This is a genomic window from bacterium (genome assembly GCA_024742285.1).
In the GTDB taxonomy this organism is placed as follows: Bacteria; Myxococcota_A; UBA9160; order UBA9160; family UBA4427; genus UBA4427.
Genome location: JANSYR010000007.1, coordinates 219,982 through 245,346, shown reverse-complemented (window position 1 = coordinate 245,346; position 25,365 = coordinate 219,982). Strand labels below are relative to the sequence as shown.

23 protein-coding genes and 1 tRNA gene are annotated in these 25,365 nt (G+C 69.4%); 12 read left to right on the top strand and 12 right to left on the bottom strand.

Annotated features, from left to right (window positions below; genetic code table 11):
* The first annotated feature begins 109 nt into the window (after positions 1–109).
* Positions 110–838 carry a dienelactone hydrolase family protein gene (locus NXI30_14890; GenBank protein ID MCR9095505.1) on the top strand — a complete coding sequence of 243 codons (729 nt, stop codon included), beginning with the start codon at positions 110–112 and terminating at the stop codon, positions 836–838.
* A gap of 54 nt (positions 839–892) precedes the next feature.
* Here the strand turns inward: NXI30_14890 and NXI30_14885 are convergent, their stop codons facing one another.
* Positions 893–1,687, bottom strand: a complete 795-nt coding sequence (locus NXI30_14885) for a PAS domain-containing protein (protein MCR9095504.1) — start codon at positions 1,685–1,687, stop codon at positions 893–895.
* A gap of 166 nt (positions 1,688–1,853) precedes the next feature.
* On the opposite strand from NXI30_14885, the gene NXI30_14880 reads away from it, so the two are divergent.
* The 4 genes from NXI30_14880 to NXI30_14865 all read left to right on the top strand — a co-directional run bounded on the left by NXI30_14880 (position 1,854) and on the right by NXI30_14865 (position 6,649).
* Entirely contained in the window at positions 1,854–2,531 is a 678-nt protein-coding gene (locus tag NXI30_14880; protein MCR9095503.1) for a PilZ domain-containing protein, read from the top strand.
* Positions 2,532–2,720: 189 nt separating this feature from the next.
* The gene (locus NXI30_14875) at positions 2,721–3,611 is read left to right on the top strand and encodes a fructose bisphosphate aldolase (GenBank protein MCR9095502.1); all 891 of its coding nucleotides are present in this window, start codon (positions 2,721–2,723) and stop codon (positions 3,609–3,611) included.
* Between the two features lie 89 nt (positions 3,612–3,700).
* Positions 3,701–5,326 carry a peptide chain release factor 3 gene (locus NXI30_14870; protein MCR9095501.1) on the top strand — a complete coding sequence of 542 codons (1,626 nt, stop codon included), beginning with the start codon at positions 3,701–3,703 and terminating at the stop codon, positions 5,324–5,326.
* A gap of 141 nt (positions 5,327–5,467) precedes the next feature.
* Positions 5,468–6,649 (top strand): hypothetical protein, encoded by a 1,182-nt coding sequence (locus tag NXI30_14865; protein ID MCR9095500.1) that lies wholly within the window; start codon positions 5,468–5,470, stop codon positions 6,647–6,649.
* A 10-nt stretch (positions 6,650–6,659) separates the two neighbouring features.
* Here NXI30_14865 and NXI30_14860 read toward each other — a convergent pair whose 3' ends face one another.
* From NXI30_14860 to NXI30_14845, 4 genes are read right to left on the bottom strand one after another with little or no spacing between them, the layout of a single operon-like run.
* Positions 6,660–7,031, bottom strand: coding sequence for a response regulator (locus tag NXI30_14860; protein MCR9095499.1), 372 nt, complete (start codon positions 7,029–7,031; stop codon positions 6,660–6,662).
* Positions 7,032–7,060: 29 nt separating this feature from the next.
* Positions 7,061–8,134 (bottom strand): alcohol dehydrogenase catalytic domain-containing protein, encoded by a 1,074-nt coding sequence (locus NXI30_14855; protein MCR9095498.1) that lies wholly within the window; start codon positions 8,132–8,134, stop codon positions 7,061–7,063.
* The gene (locus tag NXI30_14850) at positions 8,131–9,192 is read right to left on the bottom strand and encodes a deoxyhypusine synthase family protein (protein ID MCR9095497.1); all 1,062 of its coding nucleotides are present in this window, start codon (positions 9,190–9,192) and stop codon (positions 8,131–8,133) included. The genes NXI30_14855 and NXI30_14850 overlap by 4 nt, the downstream gene beginning before the upstream one ends.
* Positions 9,193–9,228: 36 nt before the next feature.
* A complete protein-coding gene (locus NXI30_14845) occupies positions 9,229–11,292 on the bottom strand; it encodes a thioredoxin domain-containing protein (GenBank protein MCR9095496.1) in 2,064 nt (687 codons plus the stop codon).
* A gap of 76 nt (positions 11,293–11,368) precedes the next feature.
* Between NXI30_14845 and NXI30_14840 the strand changes: the two genes are divergently transcribed.
* A complete protein-coding gene (locus NXI30_14840) occupies positions 11,369–12,313 on the top strand; it encodes a terpene cyclase/mutase family protein (protein ID MCR9095495.1) in 945 nt (314 codons plus the stop codon).
* Between the two features lie 13 nt (positions 12,314–12,326).
* On the opposite strand, the gene NXI30_14835 is transcribed toward NXI30_14840, so the two are convergent.
* Positions 12,327–13,040, bottom strand: a complete 714-nt coding sequence (locus tag NXI30_14835) for a DUF1499 domain-containing protein (protein MCR9095494.1) — start codon at positions 13,038–13,040, stop codon at positions 12,327–12,329.
* A gap of 155 nt (positions 13,041–13,195) precedes the next feature.
* Here NXI30_14835 and NXI30_14830 point away from each other — a divergent pair, with 155 nt between their 5' ends.
* Positions 13,196–13,972, top strand: coding sequence for an enoyl-CoA hydratase-related protein (locus NXI30_14830; GenBank protein MCR9095493.1), 777 nt, complete (start codon positions 13,196–13,198; stop codon positions 13,970–13,972).
* 13 nt (positions 13,973–13,985) lie between these two features.
* On the opposite strand, the gene NXI30_14825 is transcribed toward NXI30_14830, so the two are convergent.
* Entirely contained in the window at positions 13,986–14,594 is a 609-nt protein-coding gene (locus NXI30_14825; GenBank protein ID MCR9095492.1) for a 3-isopropylmalate dehydratase small subunit, read from the bottom strand.
* Between the two features lie 5 nt (positions 14,595–14,599).
* On the bottom strand, positions 14,600–16,024 hold the full coding sequence (gene leuC / locus NXI30_14820) for a 3-isopropylmalate dehydratase large subunit (protein ID MCR9095491.1): 1,425 nt from the start codon (positions 16,022–16,024) through the stop codon (positions 14,600–14,602).
* Positions 16,025–16,198: 174 nt separating this feature from the next.
* Here leuC and NXI30_14815 point away from each other — a divergent pair, with 174 nt between their 5' ends.
* Complete coding sequence (locus tag NXI30_14815) at positions 16,199–16,879, top strand: prolyl oligopeptidase family serine peptidase (protein ID MCR9095490.1); 681 nt, start codon at positions 16,199–16,201, stop codon at positions 16,877–16,879.
* A gap of 94 nt (positions 16,880–16,973) precedes the next feature.
* On the opposite strand, the gene NXI30_14810 is transcribed toward NXI30_14815, so the two are convergent.
* On the bottom strand, positions 16,974–17,438 hold the full coding sequence (locus NXI30_14810; GenBank protein ID MCR9095489.1) for a response regulator: 465 nt from the start codon (positions 17,436–17,438) through the stop codon (positions 16,974–16,976).
* Between the two features lie 176 nt (positions 17,439–17,614).
* On the bottom strand, positions 17,615–18,637 hold the full coding sequence (locus NXI30_14805; GenBank protein ID MCR9095488.1) for a response regulator: 1,023 nt from the start codon (positions 18,635–18,637) through the stop codon (positions 17,615–17,617).
* A 131-nt stretch (positions 18,638–18,768) separates the two neighbouring features.
* Here NXI30_14805 and NXI30_14800 point away from each other — a divergent pair, with 131 nt between their 5' ends.
* The 3 genes from NXI30_14800 to NXI30_14790 all read left to right on the top strand — a co-directional run bounded on the left by NXI30_14800 (position 18,769) and on the right by NXI30_14790 (position 21,619).
* Positions 18,769–19,464: a response regulator transcription factor gene (locus NXI30_14800; GenBank protein MCR9095487.1), complete on the top strand. Its 696-nt coding sequence runs from the start codon at positions 18,769–18,771 to the stop codon at positions 19,462–19,464.
* 96 nt (positions 19,465–19,560) lie between these two features.
* Positions 19,561–19,992, top strand: a complete 432-nt coding sequence (locus tag NXI30_14795) for a hypothetical protein (GenBank protein MCR9095486.1) — start codon at positions 19,561–19,563, stop codon at positions 19,990–19,992.
* A gap of 70 nt (positions 19,993–20,062) precedes the next feature.
* Positions 20,063–21,619 (top strand): ATP-binding protein, encoded by a 1,557-nt coding sequence (locus NXI30_14790; protein ID MCR9095485.1) that lies wholly within the window; start codon positions 20,063–20,065, stop codon positions 21,617–21,619.
* Here NXI30_14790 and NXI30_14785 read toward each other — a convergent pair.
* Positions 21,616–22,536 carry a response regulator gene (locus NXI30_14785; GenBank protein MCR9095484.1) on the bottom strand — a complete coding sequence of 307 codons (921 nt, stop codon included), beginning with the start codon at positions 22,534–22,536 and terminating at the stop codon, positions 21,616–21,618. The two genes, NXI30_14790 and NXI30_14785, sit on opposite strands and share 4 nt — an antisense overlap.
* Before the next feature lie 118 nt (positions 22,537–22,654).
* Complete coding sequence (locus tag NXI30_14780) at positions 22,655–24,955, bottom strand: response regulator (GenBank protein MCR9095483.1); 2,301 nt, start codon at positions 24,953–24,955, stop codon at positions 22,655–22,657.
* A gap of 271 nt (positions 24,956–25,226) precedes the next feature.
* On the opposite strand from NXI30_14780, the gene NXI30_14775 reads away from it, so the two are divergent.
* Positions 25,227–25,301: transfer RNA gene (locus NXI30_14775), tRNA-Pro, on the top strand.
* Positions 25,302–25,365: the final 64 nt, after the last annotated feature.

The following is a 25,365-nucleotide window of genomic DNA, read 5'->3' as shown; positions in this document are numbered from 1 at the left end:
GAGCGGCCAGCGCGCGACCGATCCCGCCGACGCGATTCGGGATGGTCTCGGGCAGCAGGCCTGCCTAGATTGCGGACGGACGCCGCCTGTGCGGCGTGGAGGGGGCGCGATGACGACGACGATCGAAGACGTCGAACGGGGACGATTCCATCGGCCGGCGGGCGACGACGACCTGCCCGGACTCGTGCTCGTCCACGACGTCTGGGGCCTGTCGGATCACAGTCGGGCGCTGGCCGCGGACTGGGCGCGCGAGGGCTTCGCGGTCCTCGAGATCGATCTGTACCGGCGCTTCGCGGCCGTCGAGATCGAGGACGTCGGCGCGTGGATCCGCGGCCTCTCCGACCCGGACGTCGTGGCCGATCTCGCGGCGGGGGCGGATTGGCTCGTGAACGAGAGCGGCGTCTGCCGCGGGCGTCGCGTCGGGATCACCGGGGTCTGCATGGGCGGGATGTTCACGCTGCTCGCCGCGTGTCTCTCGGATCGCTTCGCGGCCGCAGCGCCCTTCTATGGGATGCTGTCCTACGAAGAAGGCATGCTCGCCGCCGATGGAGAGCGCGACCGCACGCGCAAGCCGGTCTCGCCGATCGAAGGGGCGGAGGGGCTCCGGTGCCCGACGCTCGCGTCGTTCGGACGCGAGGACGGCTTCATCCCGGAGTCCGACGTCGATGCGCTCGAAGCGGGGTTCGCGCGAAGCGGCACGCGCTTCGAGGTCGACCGCTACGAAGGCGCCGGCCACGCCTTCCTCAACCGAACCCGCCCGGAGGCCTACCGCGAGGACGCCTCCGCCGCCGCCTGGTCGCGGGTCGTTCCGTTCATGCGGAACGCGCTCCAGGCATAGACCGCGGCCCACGACCCGCTGAGTCCTCGGCGCAAGGCGCGCCGCGCCGACGAATCAGGCCCCGGTCGCCTCGACGGGCGCGACCGGATGCGCGTCGACGAGGGCCTGGATCTTGTTGTCCGGTCGGGCGAGGACGAGGGCGAGGGTCCGGCTGTTGCTGCGCAGGTAGCGGGTCGCGGAGGTCGCGAGCCGGATCACCCGGCCCTCGCGGTCCTGCATGCTGGCCGCGAAGACGACGCTCTCCTGTCCTTCGGCGATCGCGTCGAGGGCGGTCCACCAGGGGCTCTGGGCATCGTTCGGTACGAAGGCGTTGAACTCGATCCCCATGAGCGCGTCGCGGGCGACGCCGAGCGCCGCGCCCGCGGCGGGGTTGGCGTCGAGGATCTCGCCCGAGTCGACGTCGATCGCGAAGTAGAGGTCGGCGACGCGATCGATGGCGGCGGTGATCGCGCGGCGGGCGGCTCGCGGGCGGCCACTGGCCTTTCGCTTGGTCCCCGTCGTTCGAATGGCGAGTCGGAACGCATCGAGGAGCGGCGCCAGGGAGGTGCGGACGGCGTCCGCGTCGGGGCCCGCGAGGCTGACGGCGGCCTCGGCCCAGGCGGTGAGCAGCGCCATCACGCGGCGCTCGTTCGGGCGCAGGCCGTCGAGGACCGGCCGCGGCGCCTCCCCGCGCATGAGCGCGGTCGAGGCGAACGTGCGGAAGCGGCGCAGGGTCTCGGCTTCCGGGCCGGAAGCGGCCGGGGCGGCAGCGCCGAGTCGCTCCTGCATCACGCGCTCGATCTCGAGCCGCTGTGCGACCAGCCAGGTGGCCAGATCCCGATTCACATCGCCGACGACCGCTTCTTCCACGCGCACAAGCTAGCAGCGGTTGACCGAGGGCCACGTGCCCCAAATGGATTCTCGAACCCTGCGATTCGCGAATCAGGGCTCGATCAGCGCGGGTCCCGAGGGGAAAAAGGCTGGCTCGGGGCAGGAAACCCTCAATCAGCCCCTCCCGACATCCGATTTTCAAGGCATGTCGGGATCCCTCCGTGAGCCGCTGGCCCAGGCGCCGACCTGGAGCCGAACGATCGTCTACCACGCCTCGCGCGATGCGCTGGGGCCGAAGACCGACGTGATCCTCAGTCGCCTGGGTTACCAGATGCTGCTGCCGGAGACCTTCGAGTCGATGCGGGCGAAGCATCCGGAGCTCGAAGCGGAGCTGCTCGTGATCGACGAGCGACGCATCGAAGAAGCCGATGCCTATCGGGGCGACGGTCCCGGACCGCCGGTCGTGCTGCTGACCGGCACGCAGGGGGCCACCGGCGAGGATCCGCGGATCGTGGGCGCCGTGAAGCGGCCGGCCGGGCTCCACGACCTCTATCGCCTGATGCAGCAGGTCTTCGAGGACGTGCCGCGCTCGACGCCGCGGGTCGCGACCCAGCTCCGGGCGCGCTGTGCTTCGGGCGGATCGAACTGGGAGGGGCGGGTGCTCTCCCTCTCCGAGAACGGCTGCCTGATCCGCAGCCCCGAGGCGATCCTGCTGGGGCAGAAGGTCGAGCTCGAGCTCGTCCTCCCGCGCAGCGAGTCGATCGCGCTCGAAGCCGAGGCGACGTACCAGCTCCTGCCCGACACCGGCCTCGTCTGGAGCGCCATCGACGCCGGGAGCCGCGAGGCCCTCGGCCGCTTCGTCACCCAGACGATCCTCGCCTGATCCGGCGCGACACCGTGCCTCGCTTCGAGCCGGAGCCGGCACGCGCCGACGACGCGGGTTCCGCGCGCGGCCGGCGCGCACGGGCAGCCGCGAGGGCGGCGTAGCCTATACTGCCGCGCGCGATTTCCCGGGCCGATCCCTCGAGCCCGGCTCCCTCCCCGACACCCGATCCACATCGAGGCGGAACGAATGAGCGACCGAGACGATCAGCTTGCGAAGATGCGCAACCAGGACGGCTTCATCGCCGCCCTCGACCAGAGCGGCGGCAGCACGCCCAAGGCCCTCCGGCTCTACGGCGTCGAAGAGAGCGCCTACGCGAACGACGAGGAGATGTTCGACCTGGTTCACGCCATGCGCTGCCGGATCTGCGAGAGCCCCGTCTTCACCGGCGAGCGCATCCTCGGCGCCATCCTCTTCGAGATGACCCTCGACCGGGACATCGCGGGCAAGAACTCGGCCGCCTACCTCTGGCAGGAAAAGAACGTCGTGCCCTTTCTGAAGGTCGACAAGGGCCTCGCGGACGAGGCGGACGGCGTGCAGGTCATGAAGCCGATGCCGGATCTCGACGCGCTGCTCGAGAAGGCCAACGCGCGGGGCGTCTTCGGGACCAAGATGCGCTCGGTCATCAAGAGCGCGAGCGAGTCGGGCATCCGCGCCGTCGTGGAGCAGCAGTTCGAGATCGGCAAGCGGATCTGCGCCGCGGGCCTCGTCCCGATCATCGAGCCGGAGGTCGACATCAACGCCCCGGACAAGGCCCGCGCCGAGGCGATTCTCTCCGGCGAGATCCTGTCCCAGCTCGATGCGCTCGGCGATCAGAACGTGATGCTCAAGCTCACGCTCCCCGAAGAGACGAACCTCTACTCGAAGCACATCGCCCACGAGCGCACCGTGCGCGTCGTGGCGCTCTCGGGCGGCTACACGCGCGAGGAAGCGAATAGCCGTCTGGCCCAGAACACCGGCATGGTCGCGAGCTTCTCCCGCGCGCTGACGGAGGGCCTCTCGGCCCAGCAGTCCGACGAGGCGTTCGACGCGACCCTCGACCAGTCGATCGAGTCGATCTTCCAGGCCTCCCGGACCTAGCGTTCTTCCGCGGGCCGCGCGCCCGCCTCCACGGCGCCGCAGGCGCCCGATCGCGTGGGGCGCGTACGCCCCTCGCCGGACGACCCATCGTGTCCACCGACCGCAGCCCCGACGAGATCAAGCGCGAGATCGCGCGAAGGCGCACGTTCGCGATCATCTCGCATCCGGACGCCGGCAAGACCACCTTGACGGAGAAGCTCCTCCTTTACGGGGGCGCCGTCCGAGAGGCCGGCGCCGTCCGCGCGCAGAAGGCCGACCGCCACGCCACCAGCGACTGGCTCGAGCTCGAGAAGCAGCGCGGCATCTCGGTCTCGAGCTCCGTCCTCCACTTCGAGTTCGAGGGCCACCGGGTCAACATCCTCGACACCCCGGGCCACCGCGACTTCAGCGAGGACACGTACCGGACCCTGATGGCGGCGGACAGCGCCGTCATGCTGATCGACGCTGCCCGCGGCGTGGAGCCGCAGACGCGCAAGCTCTGCGAGGTCTGCCGCCTGCGCAAGATCCCGATCTTCACCTTCGTGAACAAGATGGATCGACACGGCCGTGACCCCCTCGAGATCATGGACGAGATCGAGGAAGTGCTCGGGATGGACGTCGTCCCCGCGAACTGGCCGGTCGGAGCGGGCAGCGATTTCCGCGGGATCTACGACCTGCTCGAACGCCGACTCGTGACCTTCTCGGGCGGAGACCACGGGACCCATCGCGTCGAGGAGAACGTGATCGAGGGCGAGCCCGACTCGCCGGCAATCCGCGAGGCAATGGGCCCCTTCGCCGACGAAGTCGTCGAGGGGCTCGAGCTGCTCGAAGGCGCGGGGGCGGAGCTCGACCCCGAGGCGGTGGCGAGCGGGTCGCAGACCCCGATGTTCTTCGGAAGCGCGCTCACCAACTTCGGCGTGCATCCCTTCCTGCAGCGGTATCTCGAGATGGCACCCGGACCGGTTCCGCGTCTCTCGCAGGGCGAGGGCATCGATCCCACGGAGCGTCCCTTCTCCGCCTTCGTGTTCAAGATCCAGGCGAACATGGATCCGGACCATCGCGACCGCGTCGCCTTCGTGCGCATCTGTTCGGGGCGCTTCCAGAAGGGCGTGCAGACCCAGCACGTGCGGACGGGGAAGCCGATCCGCCTCGCCAACTCGACCCTCCTCATGGGCAAGGACCGCGCGGAGATCGAGGAGGCGTTCGCCGGCGACGTCGTCGGGCTCTTCGATCCCGGCGTGTTCCGGATCGGCGACACCCTCGCCGACGAGAAGGACGTCGTCTACGCCGGCATCCCGATCTTCGCGCCGGAGTCCTACATGCGGGTCGAGGTCGCCGGCGTCGAGAAGCGCAAGAGCCTCGAGAAAGGGATCGAGCAGCTCGTCCACGAGGGCGTGGTCCAGCTCTTCCGGGATCCCGAAGGGGGCTCCGCGAGCTGGATCCTCGGCGCGATGGGGCCGCTCCAGTTCGACGTGATGAAGCACCGGCTGGGGACCGAGTACGGCGTGGAGCTCAAGCTCTCGAACCTGCCCTACACCCTCGCGCGATGGCCGCAGGCGGGCTTCGATCCCGAGGACTTCCGGTACTCGGAGCGCATCCGGGTCGTCAAGGACCGGGACGACAACTGGGCCCTGCTCGCCCAGAGCCCCTGGGACTTCGACCGCGTCCTCGAGCGCAACGAAGCCCTCGAGCTCGCCGACACCCCGGATCCGTCCCTCTTCGAGAGCGCGAGCTGACCCTTCGGATCTTCTCGGAACCGTCCCTCGCCTCGCGGGCACCCCGCAGCACGGGGTCCGGCTTCGGGTAGTCTCGCGGTCGCGCTCGCTTCGCTCGGAAAAAGCCGGGCGATCCCGTTCGCCGAAAAGAGGGGATTCCCCATGAGGCTCGTCCGTCTCTTCGTTCCCGTGCTGCTCGTCACCGTCGCGGCCACGCTCTCGTCGGCGGACCCGCTCGCGGATCGGAATCTGCCACCCGGAAAACACCTGTACACGGATTCGTCCGGGACGTACTTCGGTCTCTACACCACCCGCTACCTGGGCCCCCCGAGCGGACCGGGGATCGACGAGTACGACATCGTCTTCCACATCGTGGCCGTCCGGAACCCCGCCCCCGACGGCACGCTCGTCCGTGCGATGCCCGCCCGAATCCAGGACGACTACGGCAAGGAGCACGACGGCTTCCAGGTCGCCGCGTCGGAGACGAAGCGGATGAACGAGCACCTGATGCCGGCCGTGGATCGCCTCTTCTCGGAACGGCGTTTCGGGGATTTCGTCACGATGATCGTCTACGCGACGGGAGAACACTATTCGAACGGGCAACCGTCTTCGCGATCGGGCGACCCCGATCTGGAAGAGCCCGAGCAGCCGGTGACGCGGCTGACGTTCTCGCGTGAGAACGCGAATGCGCCCGTCCGACCGGCCTACGGACAGAAGGCGACCGGAATCCCGGCGCAATGGTTCCGACGCGGCACCCAGGATCTCCATGCATCGCGCAAGCGCCTCCCCGACTCGATCGCTCCACGCCGTCGCGCCCACGCGGCCGGCGCGTCCGCGCGCTACGTGAGAGACGCGCAAGGCGACGTAACGGGAATCAACAACCCGGATGGGATGTTCTTCCTGTCCGAGAGCGGCCGCGTCCACCGGATCGAGCTGTTCCGGCCGCGCGACGACGACGGGAGCTACGCGATCGACGTCCATGACGTCGAGGACGGCGAGAAGCTGCTCGACGGCTGGTGGTATCCGCAGCACCAGCAGTTCTGGGCTCAAGAGCGAGTGACCATGCCCGGGAACGAGCACTGCAACCAGATGTCACCCCATCGCTGGACCTACGTCTTCGCCCGGACGCCCAGGCAGATCGGCGGTCGGACGATCGACGTGTTCGCGGAGACGCAGCGCTTCGACGGCGATCGCGAACCGAAGGTCTGCGAGATCGGTCGGCTGGACACGCAGACGTGTCGGGTGGAGCGGTGCAAGAAATACGTGAAGCTCCCCCCGCGCATCTCGATCGTCGCGACGCTGGCGGAGGCGGAACTGCTGTCCGCGTCTCTTCGAGCCGAGTAGGGCGTCGCGCTCAGATCGTGGTCGCCGACTCGATCGCCTTCGAGAGGTCTTCGAGGGCGAAGGGCTTCTCGAGAAACCCGTCGATCCCGACACGCGCTGCCTCGGCTTCGAGGTCGGCGGTCGGGAAGCCCGTCATGAGCAGGATGCGCAGGTCGGGACGCTGGGCGCGCAGGGCTTCGCCCACCTCGATGCCGTGCATCTCACAGCGCAGCATCCAGTCGGCGAGGAGGATGTCCGGCGCGAACTCCCGGGCGAGCTCGATCGCTTCGGCGCCGGTCTCCGCCGTGCGCACGTCGAGACCGTCGCGACTCAGGAAACGTTCGAGGTATTCCCGGTACGTCGGCTCGTCGTCGACGGTCAGGATCCGCGTGCTCGAGCTCATCAGCTGTTCTCCACCACTCGCAAGCGCGCCTAGCGTACCACGCACAGCTTTCCGACACCGCGACGCTTGTCACTCGCGATCTCGAAGGCCTGGTCGATCGAGGCGAGGGGGACCCGGTGGGTGACGAGCTGTGACAATCGGGCCCTGTCGCCGTCCAGGATGCGGGTGGCCTCCGAAAAATCTGACGTTTCGGGCGTTTTCGTCGACCCGATCCTCCGGCAGTAGCAGTTCGACCAGTGGAAGGTGAGCTCCTTCACGAGCGCTTCGAGGGGCGTGAGGGGCGGAGACGGCTCGAAGAGGCCGAGGATGGCGACGCGTCCGCCGGGCCGCGCGGCCTGGGCCGCTTCGACGAGGGTCTCGCTTCGCCCACCGACGGTCTCGACGACGAGATCGAACGCAGACACCAGTCCGTCGGAGGCGAGGGTCGCGTCGGTTCCGCGGGCCTCGGCGTCGGCCACGGCCCGCACGATCTCGCGCTGATGCGGATAGCGGGCGCGCACGACGACCTCCCGGGCGCCGGCCCGTCGCGCCGCGAAGGCGGCGAGCACACCGATCGCCCCCCCGCCCAACACGAGCACGCGGTCGGCGGGCGAGAAGCGGCCGCGATCGAGGCCGTGGAGCGCGACCGCGAGCGGTTCGGCCAGCGCGGCCACGGGGGGATCGAGGTCGTCGGCGACGGGGTGGATGCGGAGGGCGGGGAGGACGATCGCCTCGGCGAAGCCGCCCGGACGCGAGACGCCTGCGAGGGTCAGGGTCGGGCAGATCGAGTCCCGTCCCGCCGCGCAGAACTCGCAGGTCCCGCAGCTCTCGAGCGGCTCGACGACGACGCGCCGGCCGATGTGCAGCCCCCGTTCCTCGACGAGCGAAGGCGGCGCGTCGCCGATCGCGTCGATGCGTCCCGTGATCTCGTGGCCCGGGACCAGGCCGGCGGGCCAGGACTTCGCGTGGTGGAAGTGGAGGTCACTGCCGCAGAGACCGCAGGCGTCGACGGCGACGCGGATCATGCCGGGTCCGCATTCGGGGACGTCGACTTCGCGCGTCCCGATCCGCAGGTCGTCGGCGACGACCGCGGCGCGCATGGTCCCGGAAACGGGCCCGTTCATTCGCGCTCGAGTCGCTCGATGACCGCGCGCACGATCACCGGCCAGGCGATCGTCGCATCGGCGTGGACCTCGACCTGTCGGCCCCCCTCGCTCTCGGGGACGAACTTTCCCCAGGACACGCCCTCCGTATAGGTGCAGCCCGAGAGCCCGCCCCAGTGCTCCGGCTCCGGGCAGATCCGGACCGCGTACTTGTAGCGGCGGACCGGCTCGTCGGTTCCGAGCCGATCGGCGGTGATCTCGAGATAGGGCGCGACCTGCTGCGCCCAGTTGCGCGGGACGCCGCCTCCGATGGTGAAGATGCCGAGGGTCTCGCTCGCCCGGACGCGGTCGGCGAAGTCCTCGAGGTCGAGGAAGGGGTCGTAGGCGAAGGGCTCCTCGTCGTTCGCACGGCGCCGGTGGTTGTGGATCGCGAAGTCGAGACCGAGCTCGGAGTCGGTGAAGGCCGGGACGTAGATCGGGACCTGGTGACGAACGGCGCTTCGAAGGATCGCGCGGCCGACGTCGTTCCGGTCGAGCATGTGGCCGACCCGCGCGAGCAGGTCGTGGCTGCAGATCGTGCTCCCGGGTTCGATCTCGCCGAGGACCGCGTCGAGGAGGGCTTCTGCGTCGTCGAGATTCTTCTCGAGCTCGATCGTGTCGTAGACGCGGTTGTAGCCCTTCTCGAACAGCTCCTCGTCGCGCATCGACGCGCGGTGCTTGAAGTGGAGCATGCCCGCGCCCTCGACGAAGCCGTGGGTCATGAGCGCGCCGGTCGCGACCACGGCCTGGACCCAGCCGCGTTCGATCATCTCGCAGAGGACGAGCCCCTGCTTGGCGATCGTCATCGCGCCCGAGATCGTCACGACCCGGAAGCAGTCCGGATCGCGCACCATCGCTTCCAGGGCATCGGCCGCCTCACCGAGTCGTCGTCCGCCGAAGGCGGTGTTCGCCATCGCCGAGACGAGCGCATCGACGCTGTCGAGTCTTCCGACGTCGAGAGGGACGAGCGGCTCGAGGCCGTCGTCGTGGCCGGAGCCGTAGTTCGCGGCGTCACGTTTCTTGGGAGTCGGATCGGACATCGGAGACCTGTCGCTCGGCGGCGCGGGGCCGCGGGTTCAACCCTGGCCCGGGACGAGCTCGGCAACGAGCGCCGCGGGATCCTGGACCGGCAGCGAGCACTGCGTGCCCAGGCAGACGTAGGCCGTGGCCCGTCCGTCGATCGCTTCGCGCCCGGCCAGCCAGTCCCGCGAGAGGACGGGCGGCGCAGCCGCACCGGGGGCCGCGACGACGACGGCGTCCTCCGGTCGCAGGACGCGACGGGCGCGATCGGCGAGCGCACGCGTGGCGGAATCGCTCTCGTCGCCCACGATCACGGCGACGGAGGTCCCGCGCGCCCGGAGGGCCACCGCGCGGAGCAGGGTCGGGAAGGCCTGGGGGGCCTTCTCGAGGAAGAGCGCCTGCTCCGCGATCGCCCGCGTCACGAACGCTTCGAGCTCGGCGTCGTCGGCGAGGGCGGCGAGCCGGGTGAGGCCGAGGAGCGCGAGGCCTGCGGCATCCGGCGTGGCGCCGTCGTGGTCCGACCGCGGGCGATGGATCAGGCGGCCTCCGTCGGCCGGTGTGAGGTAGAGCGCGCCGGTCGCCTCTTCGGCGAAGCGCGCGCGGATCTGGTCGGCGAGGCCCCGGGCGCGTTCGAGCCACGCGTCGCCGGCGCCACCCCGGTGGAGATCGAGGCAGGCACCGAGCATCGCCGCATGGTCGTCGAGGAAGCCGAGGACGTGGGCGCGACCTTCGTCGTGGACCCGCAGTAGTCGCCCTTCGGCGTCGAACATCTCGGCGAAGACGAACTCCGCGGCCCGGACCGCATCGTCCAGCATGGAGGGGTCCCCCGTCGAGCATGCCGCTCGCGCGAGACCGCTGATCGTGTAGCCGTTCCACGCCGCGACGTGCTTGGGGTCGGTCTCTGGCGCGACCCGCTCCTGTCGCGCGGCGAGGAGCGTCGCGCGGGCCGCGGCGAGCTCTTCGCGCGGGGCGCGGGCTTCGTCGACGAGATGCGTCGTGCCGTTCTCGAAGTTGCCGGCGAGGCGCACGCCGTAGGTCGTGCAGAACGGATCGGCGTCGTCGCCCAACAGGTTCGCGATCTGTCCGGGGGTCCAGACGAAGTACTTGCCTTCTTCCCCCTCGCTGTCGGCGTCCTGACTCGCGTAGAAGGCGCCCCCTTCGGCCCGCATCTCGCGCCGCAGATACTCGACCGTCTCGAAGATCGGCCAGAGCAGGTCTCCGGGCTCGTGGGCGCGGCGCGCGAGCTCCGCGTAGAAGGCGAGGAGCTGCCCCTGGTCGCAGAGCATCTTCTCGAAGTGCGGGATGGTCCAGTTGGCATCGACGCAGTAGCGGTGGAAGCCCCCGCCGAGGTGATCCCAGAGGCCTCGGCGGGACATCTCCCGGGCGGTCAGCGCCAGGAACTGGGCCATGTTCCGCGCCTCTTCCTCGGGCACGAAGTCGAGCGCCGCCGCGAGGAACTCGAGGCTGGTCGGCGTCGGGAACTTCGGGGCCTGGCCGAAGCCGCCGTGGCGAGCGTCGGCGACGCGCAGAATCTGGCGCGCGCCCTCGGCGACGCGCTCGGCGCCGATCGCCCCCTTCGCCTCACCTTCCGGTCGCGCGACGAGCGCCTCCGCGATCGTGCCCGCGTTCTCCTCGATCTGGTCGCGCTGCTCCTTCCAGGCGCGTTCGACCGAGTCGATCACGTCTGGAAAGCCGGGCGTGTTCCCGCGCGTCTCCGGGGGGAAGTAGGTACCGACGAAGAAGGGGCGGCCGTCCGGCGTGCAGATCGCGTTGAGCGGCCAGCCGCCCTGTCCGTTCAGCTTGAGGGCCGCGTCCATGTAGATCTGGTCGACGTCGGGACGCTCCTCGCGGTCGACCTTGATGCAGACGAAGGCCTCGTTCATGCGCGCCGCGATCGCCGGGTCCTCGAAGGACTCGCGCTCCATGACGTGACACCAGTGGCAGGCGCTGTAGCCGATCGAGACCAGCAGCGGCTTGTCCTCGGCCTTCGCGCGCGCCAAGGCCTCCTCGCCCCAGGGAACCCAGTCGACGGGGTTGTATTGGTGCTGCCGCAGATAGGCGCTCGTCTCCTGGCCGAGACGGTTCTTTCTGCGATCGGGATCCGGGGGGTGGGTGGTCATGGCGTCGCGGCGGAGCTTAGCCGGTCGCCGGCCCGCCCGGCGGCGCCCCCGCCCCGGGGCGACTACTTTCCCGCGCGTGACGATCGTGACTCTGGATACCGGCGGCGGGTCGGGTGGCGACGACGACGCCGCGTTCATCGAGGCCCTGCGCCATCGCGCAGCGGACGCCCTCGAGCGCGCCTACCGCTTCCTCGAGACCCAGCCCGACGCCTGGGCGCTGCTGCGGGCCCAGGTGCTCTGCCAGGCGCGGCCCGCCGCGGACCTCGCCCGCAAGCTCGGGGAGACCGCGCGGCCCGACGGGAGCCTTCCGCTCGGGACCCTGATCTCCGGGGGCGAGGTGGGCTTCCCGCCGATCGACCCGTCCTCCCTCGACGAAGACACGGCCGCGGTCCTCGGGACCCTCGAGGCGATGCTCGTGGCCGGAGATGCGCGTGCGCTCGCGGCGGACTGGGTCGAGCCGGCGGTCCGCTTCCTCGAAGCCCATCAGTCCGACGACGGTGGCTATCGCCTCCCCGTGTCGAGCGATCTCGCCGCGCAGGCCGAGGCGGACGTCTTCTTCACCGGCATGATCGCCGGGATCCTGGGGCGCACCCCCGTCTCGAAGATCGCGCCCCTCGAGGCCGCCGGTGCCTTCCTGGCCGAGCGCTTCTCGCCGGACGCAGTCGAGCACGACGGCTATGCGCCCCTGCTCGCGTACTCCCACTTCTATACGAACGTGCCGGACGACGAGGCGGACGAGGCGCTCCAGTGGTGCGGCCGCGCCCTAGAGAAGGGCTTCCGGAGTCGCCACCTCGACGCGGTGTCGACGCTTCGCGTGCTGCTGACCTGCGACGCACAGGCGATGCCCGGCGCGACCTTCGACATCGTCGAGCTGCTCGAACGCCTGATGGAAGAGCAGGCCGGAGACGGAGGCTTCGCCGAGCTGTCCCTCGGCGGGCCCGAGACGCGCACGTCGCAGACCGTCGACGCGATGATCGCGATCGTGCGCCTGTGCGCGGTTCTCGACGTCGACGCTTCGTAGGGAGGCTCGGCGCCTAGCCCTCGACCGCTGCGAGGAGCGCGCGGATTCGCTTGGCGTTGGTGCCCATGTCGCCCCGCCCGTCGCGGGACTTCGAGCGCACGTCGATCTTCGCGCCGGCGCCGTCGGACCGGACGCGCACGACGACGTCGTCGACGAAGCGGAAGAGACCGGTCTCGTCCCGGGCGTAGAAGGCGAGGGCATCGCCGTCCCGGGCGACGACTTCCCAACCGAGCTCTTCGGCCGCGATCTCGGCCCGGGCGAACGCCGCCATCGGGGCGTCGGCGACGCGCAGCGGTGCGAGGTCCGGGTAGCTCTCCTGCACGATCGGCACGAAGTCCGCGGGGTAGCTCATGTCGCGGTTGCGGTAGTCGGGCACGAGCTCGGCCCCGGCGAAGGCCGGCGGGTCCGCGAGGTCCGTCGTGATGTCGTTGATCGGAGGTGCGTCCCCGCCGACGAGCGCGGCGGGAGCGAGGACGGCGATCGGCAGCGCGAGGGCGATCACCAGGCCGATCAACGCCTTCTGGCGCCCCTCCGGGTCGCGCCCGCCCCGGGTCAGATAGAGCGCGATCAGCGCCACGACCGTCGAGAAGAGGCCCCCCGCGAGGCCACCCATCGCGTAGGTGGTGAAGCCTTGCATGGGCGCCAGGATTCCGAGGTTGGCGCCCAGCACGCCGACCACGACGAGACCGGCGGAGATGAGGCTGATGATCGGGGAGGCCTTGGCCATGGCGGGTCCTTTCAGAGAGCGGGATCGCGACGGTATCACGCTGGCCGGGGGTCGGATTTCCGGGCCGGAAACCGTCAGTCGACGCGATACCCTCCCGCGTCCACGGATTCCGGCCGCGTCCGACCTTCCCGGCGCGGCCGCAGAGGAGCAGCTCCATGGCAGACGTCGTTCGACTCGAGAAGCAGGGCGCGGTCGCGATCGTCACGATCGACCGGCCGGAGGCGCTGAACGCGCTGAACGGCGAGGTGATCGGCGCAGTCGGGACGACGATCGACGCGATCGAGGCGGACGACGGCGTCCAGGCGGTCGTCGTGACCGGCGAGGGGCGCGCCTTCGTCGCCGGCGCCGACATCACCGAGATGAAGGACATGACGCCCCTCGAGGCCGAGGCCTTCTCCGCCCGCGCCCACCGGATCTTCGGCCGGCTCGAGGAGCTGCCGATTCCCACGATCGCAGCGGTCAACGGCTTCGCCCTGGGCGGCGGCTGCGAGCTCGCCCTCAGCTGCGACTTCATCTACGCGTCGACGAAGGCGAAGATCGGCCAGCCCGAGACGGGCCTGGGGCTCATCCCGGGCTTCGGCGGGACGAGTCGACTCGTCCGCCGGGTGGGGCTCGCGTGGGCGAAGGAGCTCGTCCTGGTCGCCGATCCGATCTCGGCCGCGGAGGCCGCCCGGATCCGGCTCGTGAACCGGGTCTTCGAGCCCGAGGAGCTGCTGCCCGCGGCGATCGCCGCCGGCGAACGAATCGCTTCGCGGGGCCCCGTCGCGACCCGCCTCGCGAAGGAGGTCATGCAGCAGGGCCAGGACGCCGACGTGCGTCTCGCCCACGCCCTCGAGCAGCGCGCCTTCGGCCTCTCGTTCGCGAGCGACGATCGCGTCGAGGGCACGACGGCCTTCGTCGAGAAGCGGGATCCGGACTTCAGCGGGAAGTAGGCGACGCGGATCGCTAGGCCGGCAGCTCCACATAGGGCAGGGCCTTCGCCGTCTCCTCGATCAGATCGCCGGCCTCGAGCAGGACGCGGGTCGCGTCCCAGGACCCCTCGAGGAGCATCTTGCGCGTGCCCGCCGGAATGCCGGCGTCGAATTCGCCCGCGCGGCAGCGGACCTTGCTCGCCTGCACGTCGATCTCGACGTTCTGCTGGGGGTCGAGCTCGATCGAGTCCATGACGGTCGAGAGATCCGCGGGCGCGAGCGTCACGCAGGGCAGTCCGAGGGCGGTGCAGTTGCCGAAGAAGATCTCGGCGAAGCTGCCGCCGATGAAGGCATTGAAACCGAAGCGCATGAGCGCCTGCGGCGCGTGTTCGCGGCTCGAACCGCAGCCGAAGTTCTGACCGACGACCAGGATCGACGACCCCTGGAAGCGCTCCTGGTCGAGCGGGTGCTCGCCCTTGGCGTCCTTGCGGGCGTCCTCGAAGGCATGCTCGCCCATCGTGTCGAAGGTGACTTCCTTCATGAAGCGGGCGGGGATGATCCGGTCCGTGTCGACGTCGTCGCCGCGGACCACGCAGCCACGGCCTTCGACGCGCTCGATCTTGATCAGGGTGTCGTTGCTCATCGTTCCTACTCTTCCGTCTGCACGTTTCGGACGTCGACCACTTCGCCCGCGATCGCGGCGGCGGCGACCATGGCCGGCGACATCAGGAGCGTGCGTCCGGAGGGCGAGCCCTGGCGGCCCTTGAAGTTGCGGTTGCTGGACGAGGCGCAGACCTCGCGGCCCTGCAGCTTGTCGGGGTTCATCGCGAGGCACATCGAGCAGCCCGGCTCCCGCCACTGGAACCCGGCGGCGGTGAAGATCGCCGGCAATCCTTCCTCTTCGGCCTGCTTCTGGACCGCGACCGACCCGGGTACGACCAGTGCACGAACGCCATCCTTGACCTTGCCGGTCTTCGCGACCTTCGCCGCTTCGCGCAGGTCCGAGATCCGGCCGTTGGTGCACGAGCCGATGAAGGCGACGTCGATCGGGATGCCCGAGATGCTGGAACCCGCGGCGAAGTCCATGTACTCGAGCGCCTCTTCGACGCCGGCGCGGTCCTCGTCGTCGACCTCGGCCGGTCCGGGGATCGCTTCCGTGACGCCGAGGTTGTGTCCGGGGTGGATGCCCCAGGTGACCGAGGGCTCGATCTCCCCGCCGTCGATCGTGACGACGTCGTCGTAGTGACAGCCGGGGTCGCTGGCGAGCGCGAGCCACTCGGCGGCCTTCGCGTCGAACTCGTCCGCCGGCGGCGCGAAGCGTCGGCCGCGGAGATATTCGATCGTCGTCTGGTCGGGATTCACGTAGCCGCAGCGCGCGCCGCCCTCGATCGCCATGTTGCAGACGGTCATCCGCTCTTCCATGGTCATCCGGTCGAAGACCTCGCCCGCGTACTCGTAGGCGTAGCCGACGCCGCCGTTCACGCCGAGCTCGCGGATGATCGCCAGGATCACGTCCTTCGCGAACACGCCGGGCCGGAGCTCGCCGGTCACCTCGACGCGACGCACCTTGAGCGGGGCCATCGCCATCGTCTGGGTCGCGAGCAGGTCGCGGACCTGGCTCGTGCCGATCCCGAAGGCGATCGCGCCGAAGGCGCCGTGGGTGGCGGTGTGCGAGTCGCCGCAGGCGATCGTCATGCCGGGCTGGGTCAGGCCGAGCTCGGGTCCGATCACGTGGACGATGCCCTGGGCGCCGGACTCGGGGCCGAAGAACTGGATGCCGTGGTCGCGACAGTTGCGCTCGATCTCGGTCATCATCGCCTCGGCCAGCTCGTCCGAGAACGGGCGGCTCTGGTCGTCGGTCGGGATGATGTGATCGACGGTCGCGAAGGTCCGGTTCGGGAACCGGACCGGCACGCCGAGCTCGCGGATCATCGCGAAGGCCTGCGGGCTGGTGACCTCGTGGATCAGATGGGTGCCGATGAAGAGCTGGGTCTGGCCCGAGGGCAGCTCGCGGACGGTGTGGGCGTCCCAGACCTTCTGGAAGAGACTCTTCGGTGTGGATGCGTTGCTCATGGGCGATCTTTCTCGAGTACGACGCCGGCCTTTCCGCCGGCGGGTCGCAGGGATAGCACGGGCCCCGAAGCCCTGTACCCTCCGCGCCGCAGGGCTTCGAATATCCTTCGCTCGCAGGCGTGGAGGGGGGCGAGGCTTGGCCAGCTGGCCAAAAGAGAAGGAAGAACCGGATTCATGGAGCTGATGCACACCGCGCACATCCCCGCTGGGTCGGGCCCCTTCCCGACCATCCTGGCGCTCCACGGCTTCGGGGCGAGCGCGCACGATCTGCTCGGAATCGCGCCCCTGGTCTCGCAGGTCGTGCCGGGGGACGAGGTGATGTTCCTGTGTCCGCAGGGGCCGATCGTGCTCGAGCCCCAGCCCGGCCAGCGCGCCTACGCGTGGTTCCCGCTCTCTTCCGGCGGAGAGATCGACGCGCCCGCGCTGGTCGGGGCACGCGGAATCCTGGAGGGCTTCGTCGAGGACGCGCTCCAGCAGTATCCGATCGATCCGAACCGCTTCGTCGTGATGGGCTTCAGCCAGGGCGGCGTCATGGCCTACGACCTGGCGCTCGGGCGCCCCGACCGATTCAGCGCGCTGGTCGCGCTCTCGACCTGGCTGCCGAATCTGATCCTCCAGGGGCTCCAGGACGACGACGCCCGGGCGAAGCTCGCGACGCTCCTCATCCACGGGACCGAGGATCCGATGGTCGCGATCGACAACGGCCGCGAGTCCCTCGAGAAGCTCAAGAACCTCGGGATCCAGGCCGCCTGGGGCGAGTATCCGATGGGCCACGAGATCAACCAGCACGCGCTGCGGGATCTGTTGCAGTGGCTGGCGAACGGACCCTTCGCGCCCGCGGGCCCGAGCGCCTAGCGCGAGACGAATCGCTCTGCCGGTTCGGGCGCCCCGCGTCGCGCGCCGAACGACGCCCCGAGATCGGGCGACCGCGTTCGACGCGTCCGATGGGCTACCCGGGGCACCGATCTGCCGGCGGGCGACGGGATCGTACGGATCTGCGCGCGGTGTCGAGAAGCGATGCGACGAAGTCGCCGAACTCGCGCGTCGTGAACGGCTTGGGCAGCAGCTGCGTCGATGCGTCGGGCACGCACTCCATCAGCTCGGCGAGCGGTGTCGACGACATGATCGCGATGCGTGGCGCGAGGTGACGCGTCCGGCACCAGCGCTGGATCTCGGTTCCTCGCTCGTTCGGTCCCAGGCGGTAGTCCGCCAGCACGGCGTCGTATCGATGATGCGTGAGCAGGCGACGCGCGGTATCCAGGTCGCAGGCCCAGTCGACCTCGAGGTCCGGGCACTGGCGCTGCGCAGAGCGTGCGAGCACGGTGTGCAGCTCCTGGTCGTCTTCGACGATCAGGAGTCGACGCGGCGGGCAGGGCGGATAGGGAGGGTAGGACGGGTAGAGGGACGTTCTCACGGGGCTTCCTCGCAGGAGTGGCCCTTCGATTCCCCCCCTCCCTGGGGTCGAAGGCCCATTGGATGCTCGGTGTTTCGGGCGGTCGGCGCGCTGGCAACGTCGAGATTCGATCCGGAATCCTGGCGATTCCGGAATCGCGAATCGCTCGCCGCCGCGTCTGCGCGCGGCGGACGCGCTCAGTCTGCGGGGCCAGCCGCCAGAATCGCGCGAAGTCGCGCATCGCGCGGGCTCGCCTGCGTCTCGTCCGTCTCGTCGAGCACCGATGCGATCGCCCGAAGCCGGGCCTCGGCATCTTCGGCGCGCCGCCGGGCCACTTCCCTCGCCGTCACGTCGCGGTGCGCACCCAGCATGCGGACCGGCTTCCCCTCGCGGTCCCGGATCGCGATGCCGTGGCAATGGACCCAGACCGTGTGTCCGTCCCGATGGCGGCAGCGGATGACCTGGTCGTAGGGATGCGCGGGGTCCTCGCAGTGCTTCTCGAAGTTGGCGCGTGAGACCTCGAGGTCCGTGGCGTCGATCAGCTCCTGCCATGCCGCCGTGAGATGCGGCTTCGTGGCCGGGTCGAAGCCGAAAGTCGTCCAGAATCCCGAGCTCATCCATTCGTTCTCGGGCTGTTCGAGGTCCCAGTACCACAAGCCGTCGGTCGCGCCGTTCTGGATGAAGTCGAAGGTCCTCGGATCCTCCCGGATCAGGGCCACGAGCTCGCCCTCCAGATAGTGGGAAGTCGAACGGCCCGGCAGTGAGCTGGACCAGGGCACGTTGGCCTGGGGCGAGAGCAGGACGGCGCGCCCGACGAACGCCACGATGGCAGCGACCGTATCCGCGAAGTCGTCGAAGTCGACGGACTTCGAGAAATACCCCGCCGCGCCGAGCGCGTAGGCCGCCGCGACGTCCAGGTCCTGGATCGACGTCGAGAGGAGGACGAAGGGGATCCGGCGAACGGCTTCGTCCGCTTTCACGCGTTCGAGCAGGTCCAGCCCGGAGAGACGCGGCAAGCGGAGGTCGGCGAGGATGAGCTGCGGCCGCTCTGCGTTCGGTGAACCGGTCTCTTGTCCGCAGCGGAGTCGGTCCAGCGCCGCCTCGGCGGACTCGACCAGATCGAGCTCCACGTCGAGGGCGCGCCGGCGGACGGCCCGCTCGAGGGTCATCGCGTCAACCGGATCGTCTTCGACGACGAGAATACGAATCGGACGGTTCACCTTTCGAACGCTCCATGAAACACCCGAATGTCTCATCGGCAACGCCGCTGCTGGCTGTGACCAGATATCCGGACAAAAGTCCGCTGGACGTGCGGTCGATTCCGTTCAGGTGGGAACGCGGAGAAGGCGAGGTGTCGATCGTGTTTCGAATCCAGATCATCGAGGACTCTCCCGAAGCCCAGGACCTGATCCGTCGGTGCCTCCGTTCGGATTTCGACCTGTCCGTCGCGGACACGGGCGCCGACGGCGTTCGCCAGGTGGTGTCCCATGTACCGGACCTGATCCTGCTCGACGTGGGGCTTCCGGACGAGGATGGATTCGACGTATGCGCCCGAATCCGGAGCCATCAGGCGTTGGAGAGCGTGCCCTTGATCTTCCTGAGCGGGCGCGGTGACGCGCACGACAAGGTGAAGGCGTTCAAGCTGGGCGCCGACGACTACGTGCAGAAGCCCTTCGACGGCACGGAGCTGCGCGCGCGGATCGAGGCGCGCTTGCGGCACGCGAATCGCGAGAATCGGCAACTCCACTTCAGCGATCTGAGGCTCGACCCGCTGCAGCTCGAGGTCGTGATTCGAGCCGAGGATCGCGAGTGGGCCTGCGACCTCACACCGCACGAGTTCCGCCTCCTCCACTGCCTCGCTTCTCGGCGCGGAGAGCCGGTCTCGCGCGAAGGCCTGATCGAGTTCGCGTGGGCCGGCGTCACCATCTCCGCGCGGACCGTGGACACGCACATGAGCAACCTGCGCGCGAAACTCGCGCCCCTGGGCGGTCTCCTCGAGTCCGTTCGCGGCGTGGGGTATCGGCTGGCGAAGCCCGCGTCCGGGTGAGCGCGTCTCGCGTCCAGACAACTGGATCGAACGTGGACGGGGACGCGATCGAGTGACACCGATCAGTGTGGAAACGACCACTCAGGAGTTCTCCGCATGTCCTTGTCCCCCCGACCTCTCGAAGACCTTCGACCGCCCCCGAAGACCGTCGTCGTCCAGCCCCGCCTCCGCTCGCCGCGGATGCTCGTGATCGAGGACGATCCGATGGTGATCCCACTCATCGCTCGGGCGCTGCACCAGCTCGATCCGGACGTCGTCCTCGATTGGGCACGTGACGCGGAGGAGGGCAGATCGGCGCTGGCCTCCGCCGACTACTACGCGGTGCTCGCGGATTTCATGCTCGCCGACTCGGAGTCGGGTTACTCGTTGCTCGGATCCTGTCGATTTCTGCAGCCCGCCGCTCGCTTCGCCATGATGTCGGCGCTACCCATCTCCACACCGCAGCACGCTTTCGGATTCCTGCGGAAGCCGTTCGGCGTCAAGGAGTGCGAGGCGTTCCTCGCCGACCTCCTCGACGGAATCACGTGAGCTCCGACGGATCCGGATCGCTCGACCTCCCCCCCGGCACATCGACCCAACTTGACGCTCGGGGGATGCCATGTCCGCAGTCATCGACTTCTTCGCGAACCTCTTCGAGTCGAGCTTCATGCCGCACGGGCACTGCTTCATGTGGAAGCCCGACATCCTGTGGCTCCACGTGATCTCGGACGCGGTCGTCGCGCTCTCCTATTTCTCGATTCCGGTCGCGCTCGTGGTCCTCTATCGGCGACGTACGGACCTCAACTACTCCCACGTCCTGACTCTCTTCGCCGCGTTCATCTTTCTCTGCGGCCTGACCCACGTGCTCGGAATCTGGACGATGTGGGATCCGATCTATCGCGCGGAAGGGGTCGTGAAGGGGGCGACGGCGGTGGTGTCGGTGCTCACCGCATCGGCGTTGTGGCCGATGATCCCGCGCATCCTCGCGATCCCGAATCCAGCGGAGCTCTCGACCGCGAACGATGCGCTTCGTACGCAGATCGACGAGCGGCGGCTCGCGGAGGAGCGCTTCCGTTCCTTGCTCGAAGCGGCGCCCGACGCGATGGTGATCGTCGACGCAGGCGGTTCCATCGAGCTCGTCAACGCGCGTTGCGAGAGTCTCTTCGGCTACGCGCGCGAGGCCCTCATCGGCCAGGCGATCGAGATGCTGGTGCCCGAGGCCGCCCGCGAGGCCCACGTTCTGCAGCGCAACGGATACATGGCGAACGCCGCTCCCAAGCCCATGGGCGCCGGGCGGGAGCTCTTCGGTCTGCGAAGCGACGGGACCGAGTTCCCGGTCGAGATCAGCCTGAGTCCCCTCGATACGCACGCCGGAATGGTCGTCACGGCCGCGATTCGGGACATCAGCGATCGGATCGACGTCCAGAATCGCCTTCGCGATCTCAACGAGGAGCTGTCCAAGCGCGTCGACGACCGGACCGCCGAGTTGGCGCGTCGCGCGGAGGAACTCGAGCGATCGAATCGCGAGCTGGAGCAGTTCGCGTACGTCGTGTCCCACGATCTCAAGTCGCCGATGCGGGGGATCGCCTCGCTCTCCCAGTTTCTCGCGGAGGATCAGCGCGACCGCCTGGACGCGGAGGGTCGCGAGCAGCTGGCGATGCTGACGGAGCGCGTCGGGCGAATGCACAACATGATCGACGGGGTCCTCGACTACTCGCGCGCGGCGACTCATCCGGTCGAGGCCGAGCGCCTCGACGTCTCCGCGCTCGTCCACGAAGTCATCGAGTCGATCGACGCGCCGCCCTCGATCGCCATCGAGGTCGGAGAGCTCACGGAGGTCTCGTATCCGCGTGTCCAGCTCCACCAGATCTTCCAGAACCTGATCTCCAACGCCATCCGCCACATGGGCGCGGACAGCGGGACCGTCCGTGTGTCGGCAGATCGCGTGCGCGACCACGTGGAGTTTCGTGTCGCGGACGACGGGGTCGGCATCGCTCCGGAACACCACGAGCGCGTCTTCCTCATCTTCCAGACACTCGCCGCCCGCTCCGGCGAAGACGCGAGCGGGCTCGGCCTCGCGATCGTGAAGAAGATCGTCGAACGCAACGGCGGTCGGATCTACCTGGAGTCGAGGCGCGGTCATGGGACGACGTTCACCTTCACCGTTCCGTCCTAGGCTCGGGACCCGGTCGGCGAGCCGCGGCGAACGCTCGGCGGGCGAGCCGCTTTTCGGGCTCGCTCCAGCGCCGCTGCGAGCAGCGACGACGGGTGCGCTCCGTGCTCCGGGACGCACACGTGGCCGCAGGTGGCCGTCAGGTCCCGCTGCTCGCCGCGCGACACCTCCGGCGAGAGCGCCATCGCTTCCTCGAGCGCACCGTCGGCGAAGGGGGCCGTGATCTCCCGATCTCCGTCGACGACGGCGAAGACGCCTTCTCCGAGCTCCCCGACGATCCCGTCCTTCGAGACGGCCGAGACGAGTGCGTCGCCTGCCTCGCGCATGATGCGCTGCGCCCAGGCTTCGCCCCGCGCTTCTCGCGAAGTCGAGAAGCCGTCGAGCTCCACGACGTTGATGCGCAGCGATTCGCCGTCGACGCGTGAAGCGATCCGATTCCGCAAGGCGTCCCGGAACGCGGCGGCGTCGAGGCGTCGTCCGCGGTCGTGGGAGGTTCGGGCCGCCCGCCTGAGTACGGCGAGGCGCAGGACCGCGGAGAGCGTGTCGGGGTCGAGCTGGTCCTTCACGAAGTAGTCCTCGACGCCGGCCTGGAGCGCCCGGAGTGCGCCGTCTCGAACGTCGCGGCCCGTCAGCACGAACACCGGTGCCGAGCGGACCAGGCGGCGTCCGGCGGATCGCGTCGTCGTCGCGGGATCGGAATCGGGCAGCGCGAGGTCGAGCAGCACCACGTCACGGGGGTCCCGGTCCTGCTCGAGAAGGGCCGCACCGAGGGTCTCGACGTGGTCGACCTCGACGGTCCGGCCCGCCGGCGCGAGGGCGCGTTCGACGATCCGGACGTACTCGGGATCGTCCTCGACGAGGAGGACGCGAAGCGGTGCCTGGAAGGAGGTCTCGTCGAGGGCAGGGGGGGCGGATCTCATTCGGCGGTTCTCCGCGGGCGATTCGGCCCTTCGAAGGTCCTTCGGCGGTTCGGCGCCTGCGCCGAACCGCGGGCGCACGCGATCCAGGAAACTGGTCGCGCCCCGAGGGCCCGCGCGCTCAAGGCGGCGGGCCGGTGCCCTCGGTCTTGACCGCTTCGTCTTCCGTCGGCAGCGCGCGCGCGACGAACGCCTCGAGCTGATTCGTCAGCGGTTCGATCGCCGCGCGATCCTCCGCCCTCGCCGCCGCTTCGATCGCTTCACCGAGCGCACTCACCATCGGGAATCCGTAGCCCACGCCGGTCCCCTTCATGTTGTGTCCGCGCACGTCGATCGTCGCGAGGTCGCCCGCCGCGAGCGCGGTGCGAATCTCGGAGACGTCGACGAGTCGCTGGGCGAGGTAGTCGTCGGCGAGGTCGGCCATGTCGTGATCGTCCGCGACCGTGAGGGCGCGTCGCCCCCGGATCGCGAGGGCGTCGAGGAGCTCCCGCTTGGTGATGGGCTTCGAGAGGTGCGCGTCGCACCCGGCCTCGAGGCAGGCCTCGGCCTGCTCCGCGAACGCGTAGGCGGTCAGCGCGAGGATCGGCGTCCGCGTCAACCCTCGTTCGTTCTCGAAGGCGCGGATGGCGCGCGTCGCCTCGAGGCCATCCATCTCGGGCATGTTCATGTCCATCAGGATCACGTCGAACACGCCCGGGCACGCGGCGGTCACCGCCTCGATTCCGTTCTCCGCGACGACGATCTCGAACGTGTCCCCGGCGAGATAGGCCTCGATCAGCGTGCGGTTCTCCGGTGAATCCTCTGCCAGGAGGACGCGCATCGGCGGCTGAGCGGTCGCCTCGTCCGGCAGGCCCACGACCGGCTCGTCCGGTTCCTCGCCGTTCAGCGCGTGACAGATGTCATCGACGTCCGCCGGGCGCAGCAGAGCGGTCGCCCCGAACGCGCGGCAGCGCGAGACGTCGGCGCGTCGGTGGTCGAGAGGCAGCAAGACGACGATCTTCGCCTCGAGAGACCCTGCGACCTGCTCCGCGAGCGAGAGCCCCCCGCCTTCCATGCGGCAATCGACGACGAGGGCGTCGATCGACTCCTGGTCCGGGGAATCGGGCCATTCCCCGATCGAGCTCACCGTGGACACGGCGGCGCCGCGGTCCGCGAGGCTGCGCACCAGCACGCCGCGTTCCACGGTCGCCGGGGCCGCCACGACGACCCTTCGTCCATCGATCCGGCGCACGCCGGAGGGCGACGACGGAAGCTTCGGGACCGGCAGGGTGACGCGGAAGCGTGCGCCCTCGCCGCGGACCGACGACAAGGAGATCCGACCGCCCATCAGGTGAACGAGTTCCGAGCAGAGTGCGAGACCGAGGCCGGTCCCCGCCTTGATCTCGGCGCCGTGCTCCGCTCGGACGTAGGATCGGAAGACCGACTCCAGGGCATCCTCCGGTACGCCGGGGCCCGTATCCTCGACCTGGTAGATCAGCTCGCCCTCTCCGTCGCCGTGCTCGACGTAGTCCACGCTCGTCAGGATGTGTCCGTGGTCCGTGAACTTGACGGCGTTCCCGACCAGGTTGACGAGTACCTGCCGGATGCGGTCGGCATCCCCCGAGACGATGAGGTGGGAAGGCGCCCTCTGATCGATCGCGATGTTCACGCACTTCTTGTGCGCCGCGTAGGCAAAGGTCTCGACCGCCGCTCGCGCGATCTCGGCGGGCGCGAAGGGGGCTTCGTGAAGCTCGAATTGGCCGGACTCGACCGACGAGAGCTCGAGAACGTTGTTCAGAAGGAAGAGGAGGTTGCGTCCGGAGCGCCGGAAGATCTCGACGTACTGCCGGTGGTCGGGTGCGAGGTCCGCGTCGGCGAGGAGGTCGGCCATGCCGATGATCGCGTTGAGTGGCGTCCGGATCTCGTGACTCATGGAGGCGACGAAGCGACTCTTGGCTTCGGACGCGTCCTCGGCATCGCGCCGAGCGCGCTCCACCGCGGCGCGACCGCGGTGCCGAGCCACCGCGAAGCGGAAGCAGGTCGGGACGTGCTCGACGACGAGATCCGATTTCGAGAGAAAGTCCTCGGCCCCGCGCACGATCAGATCGAGACCCAGCTCGGCATCGTCGAAGCCCGTCATCACGACGACGGCGGCGTCGGTTCCGGTCGCGAGGATCGCGTCGAGCGTGCTCTCCCCGAAGCTGTCGGGTAGAGACAGGTCCAGCACGACGAGGTCGAACGCGTCCTCGGCGAGTCGGTCGCGCGCCTCGGCGAGCGTCTCGACCCGTTCGACCACGAATCGCTCTTCGCTCGGTCGCCGAAGGCAGCGAGCGATGACTTCCGCGTCGACCGGGTCGTCTTCGACGTGGAGCACGCGCAAGTGGGTGACGTCGCCGTGCGCCGATGCGGGCTCGCCCTCCTGGCTTCGCTCGTGCGCGTCCATGAAGCGTGGTTCGGCCGGTGTCGAGCGCGACTTGACGCCCTCGTGTGTGGAGATTCCTGCACCGGGGGAACCGAGGCAGGGGTCGGCCTCGAGCGGCCTTCCGGCCGTAAGCCCGACTCCGGCGACGAATCGACGAGGCCGCCCTTCCCACGTGGGCGCGTCCGGGTCACGTCGGGCGCCCGGGGGGCGACGTCTCCGGCGCCGCGCCGCGCGAGCAGCCGGGGCACGCTCCCCGGATCGCCGTCCCGATCGGGTAGTATCGCCGGCGCGTCGGGGTGTAGCTCAGTGGTAGAGCCTGAACTTTGGGGGTTCAGCGTCGTGGGTTCAAATCCCACCACCCCGACCACGCACCTCCGCTCGAACCTCCCATGACCTCCAACGCGCGTCTCCCACGCGCCGAGGGCCCAACC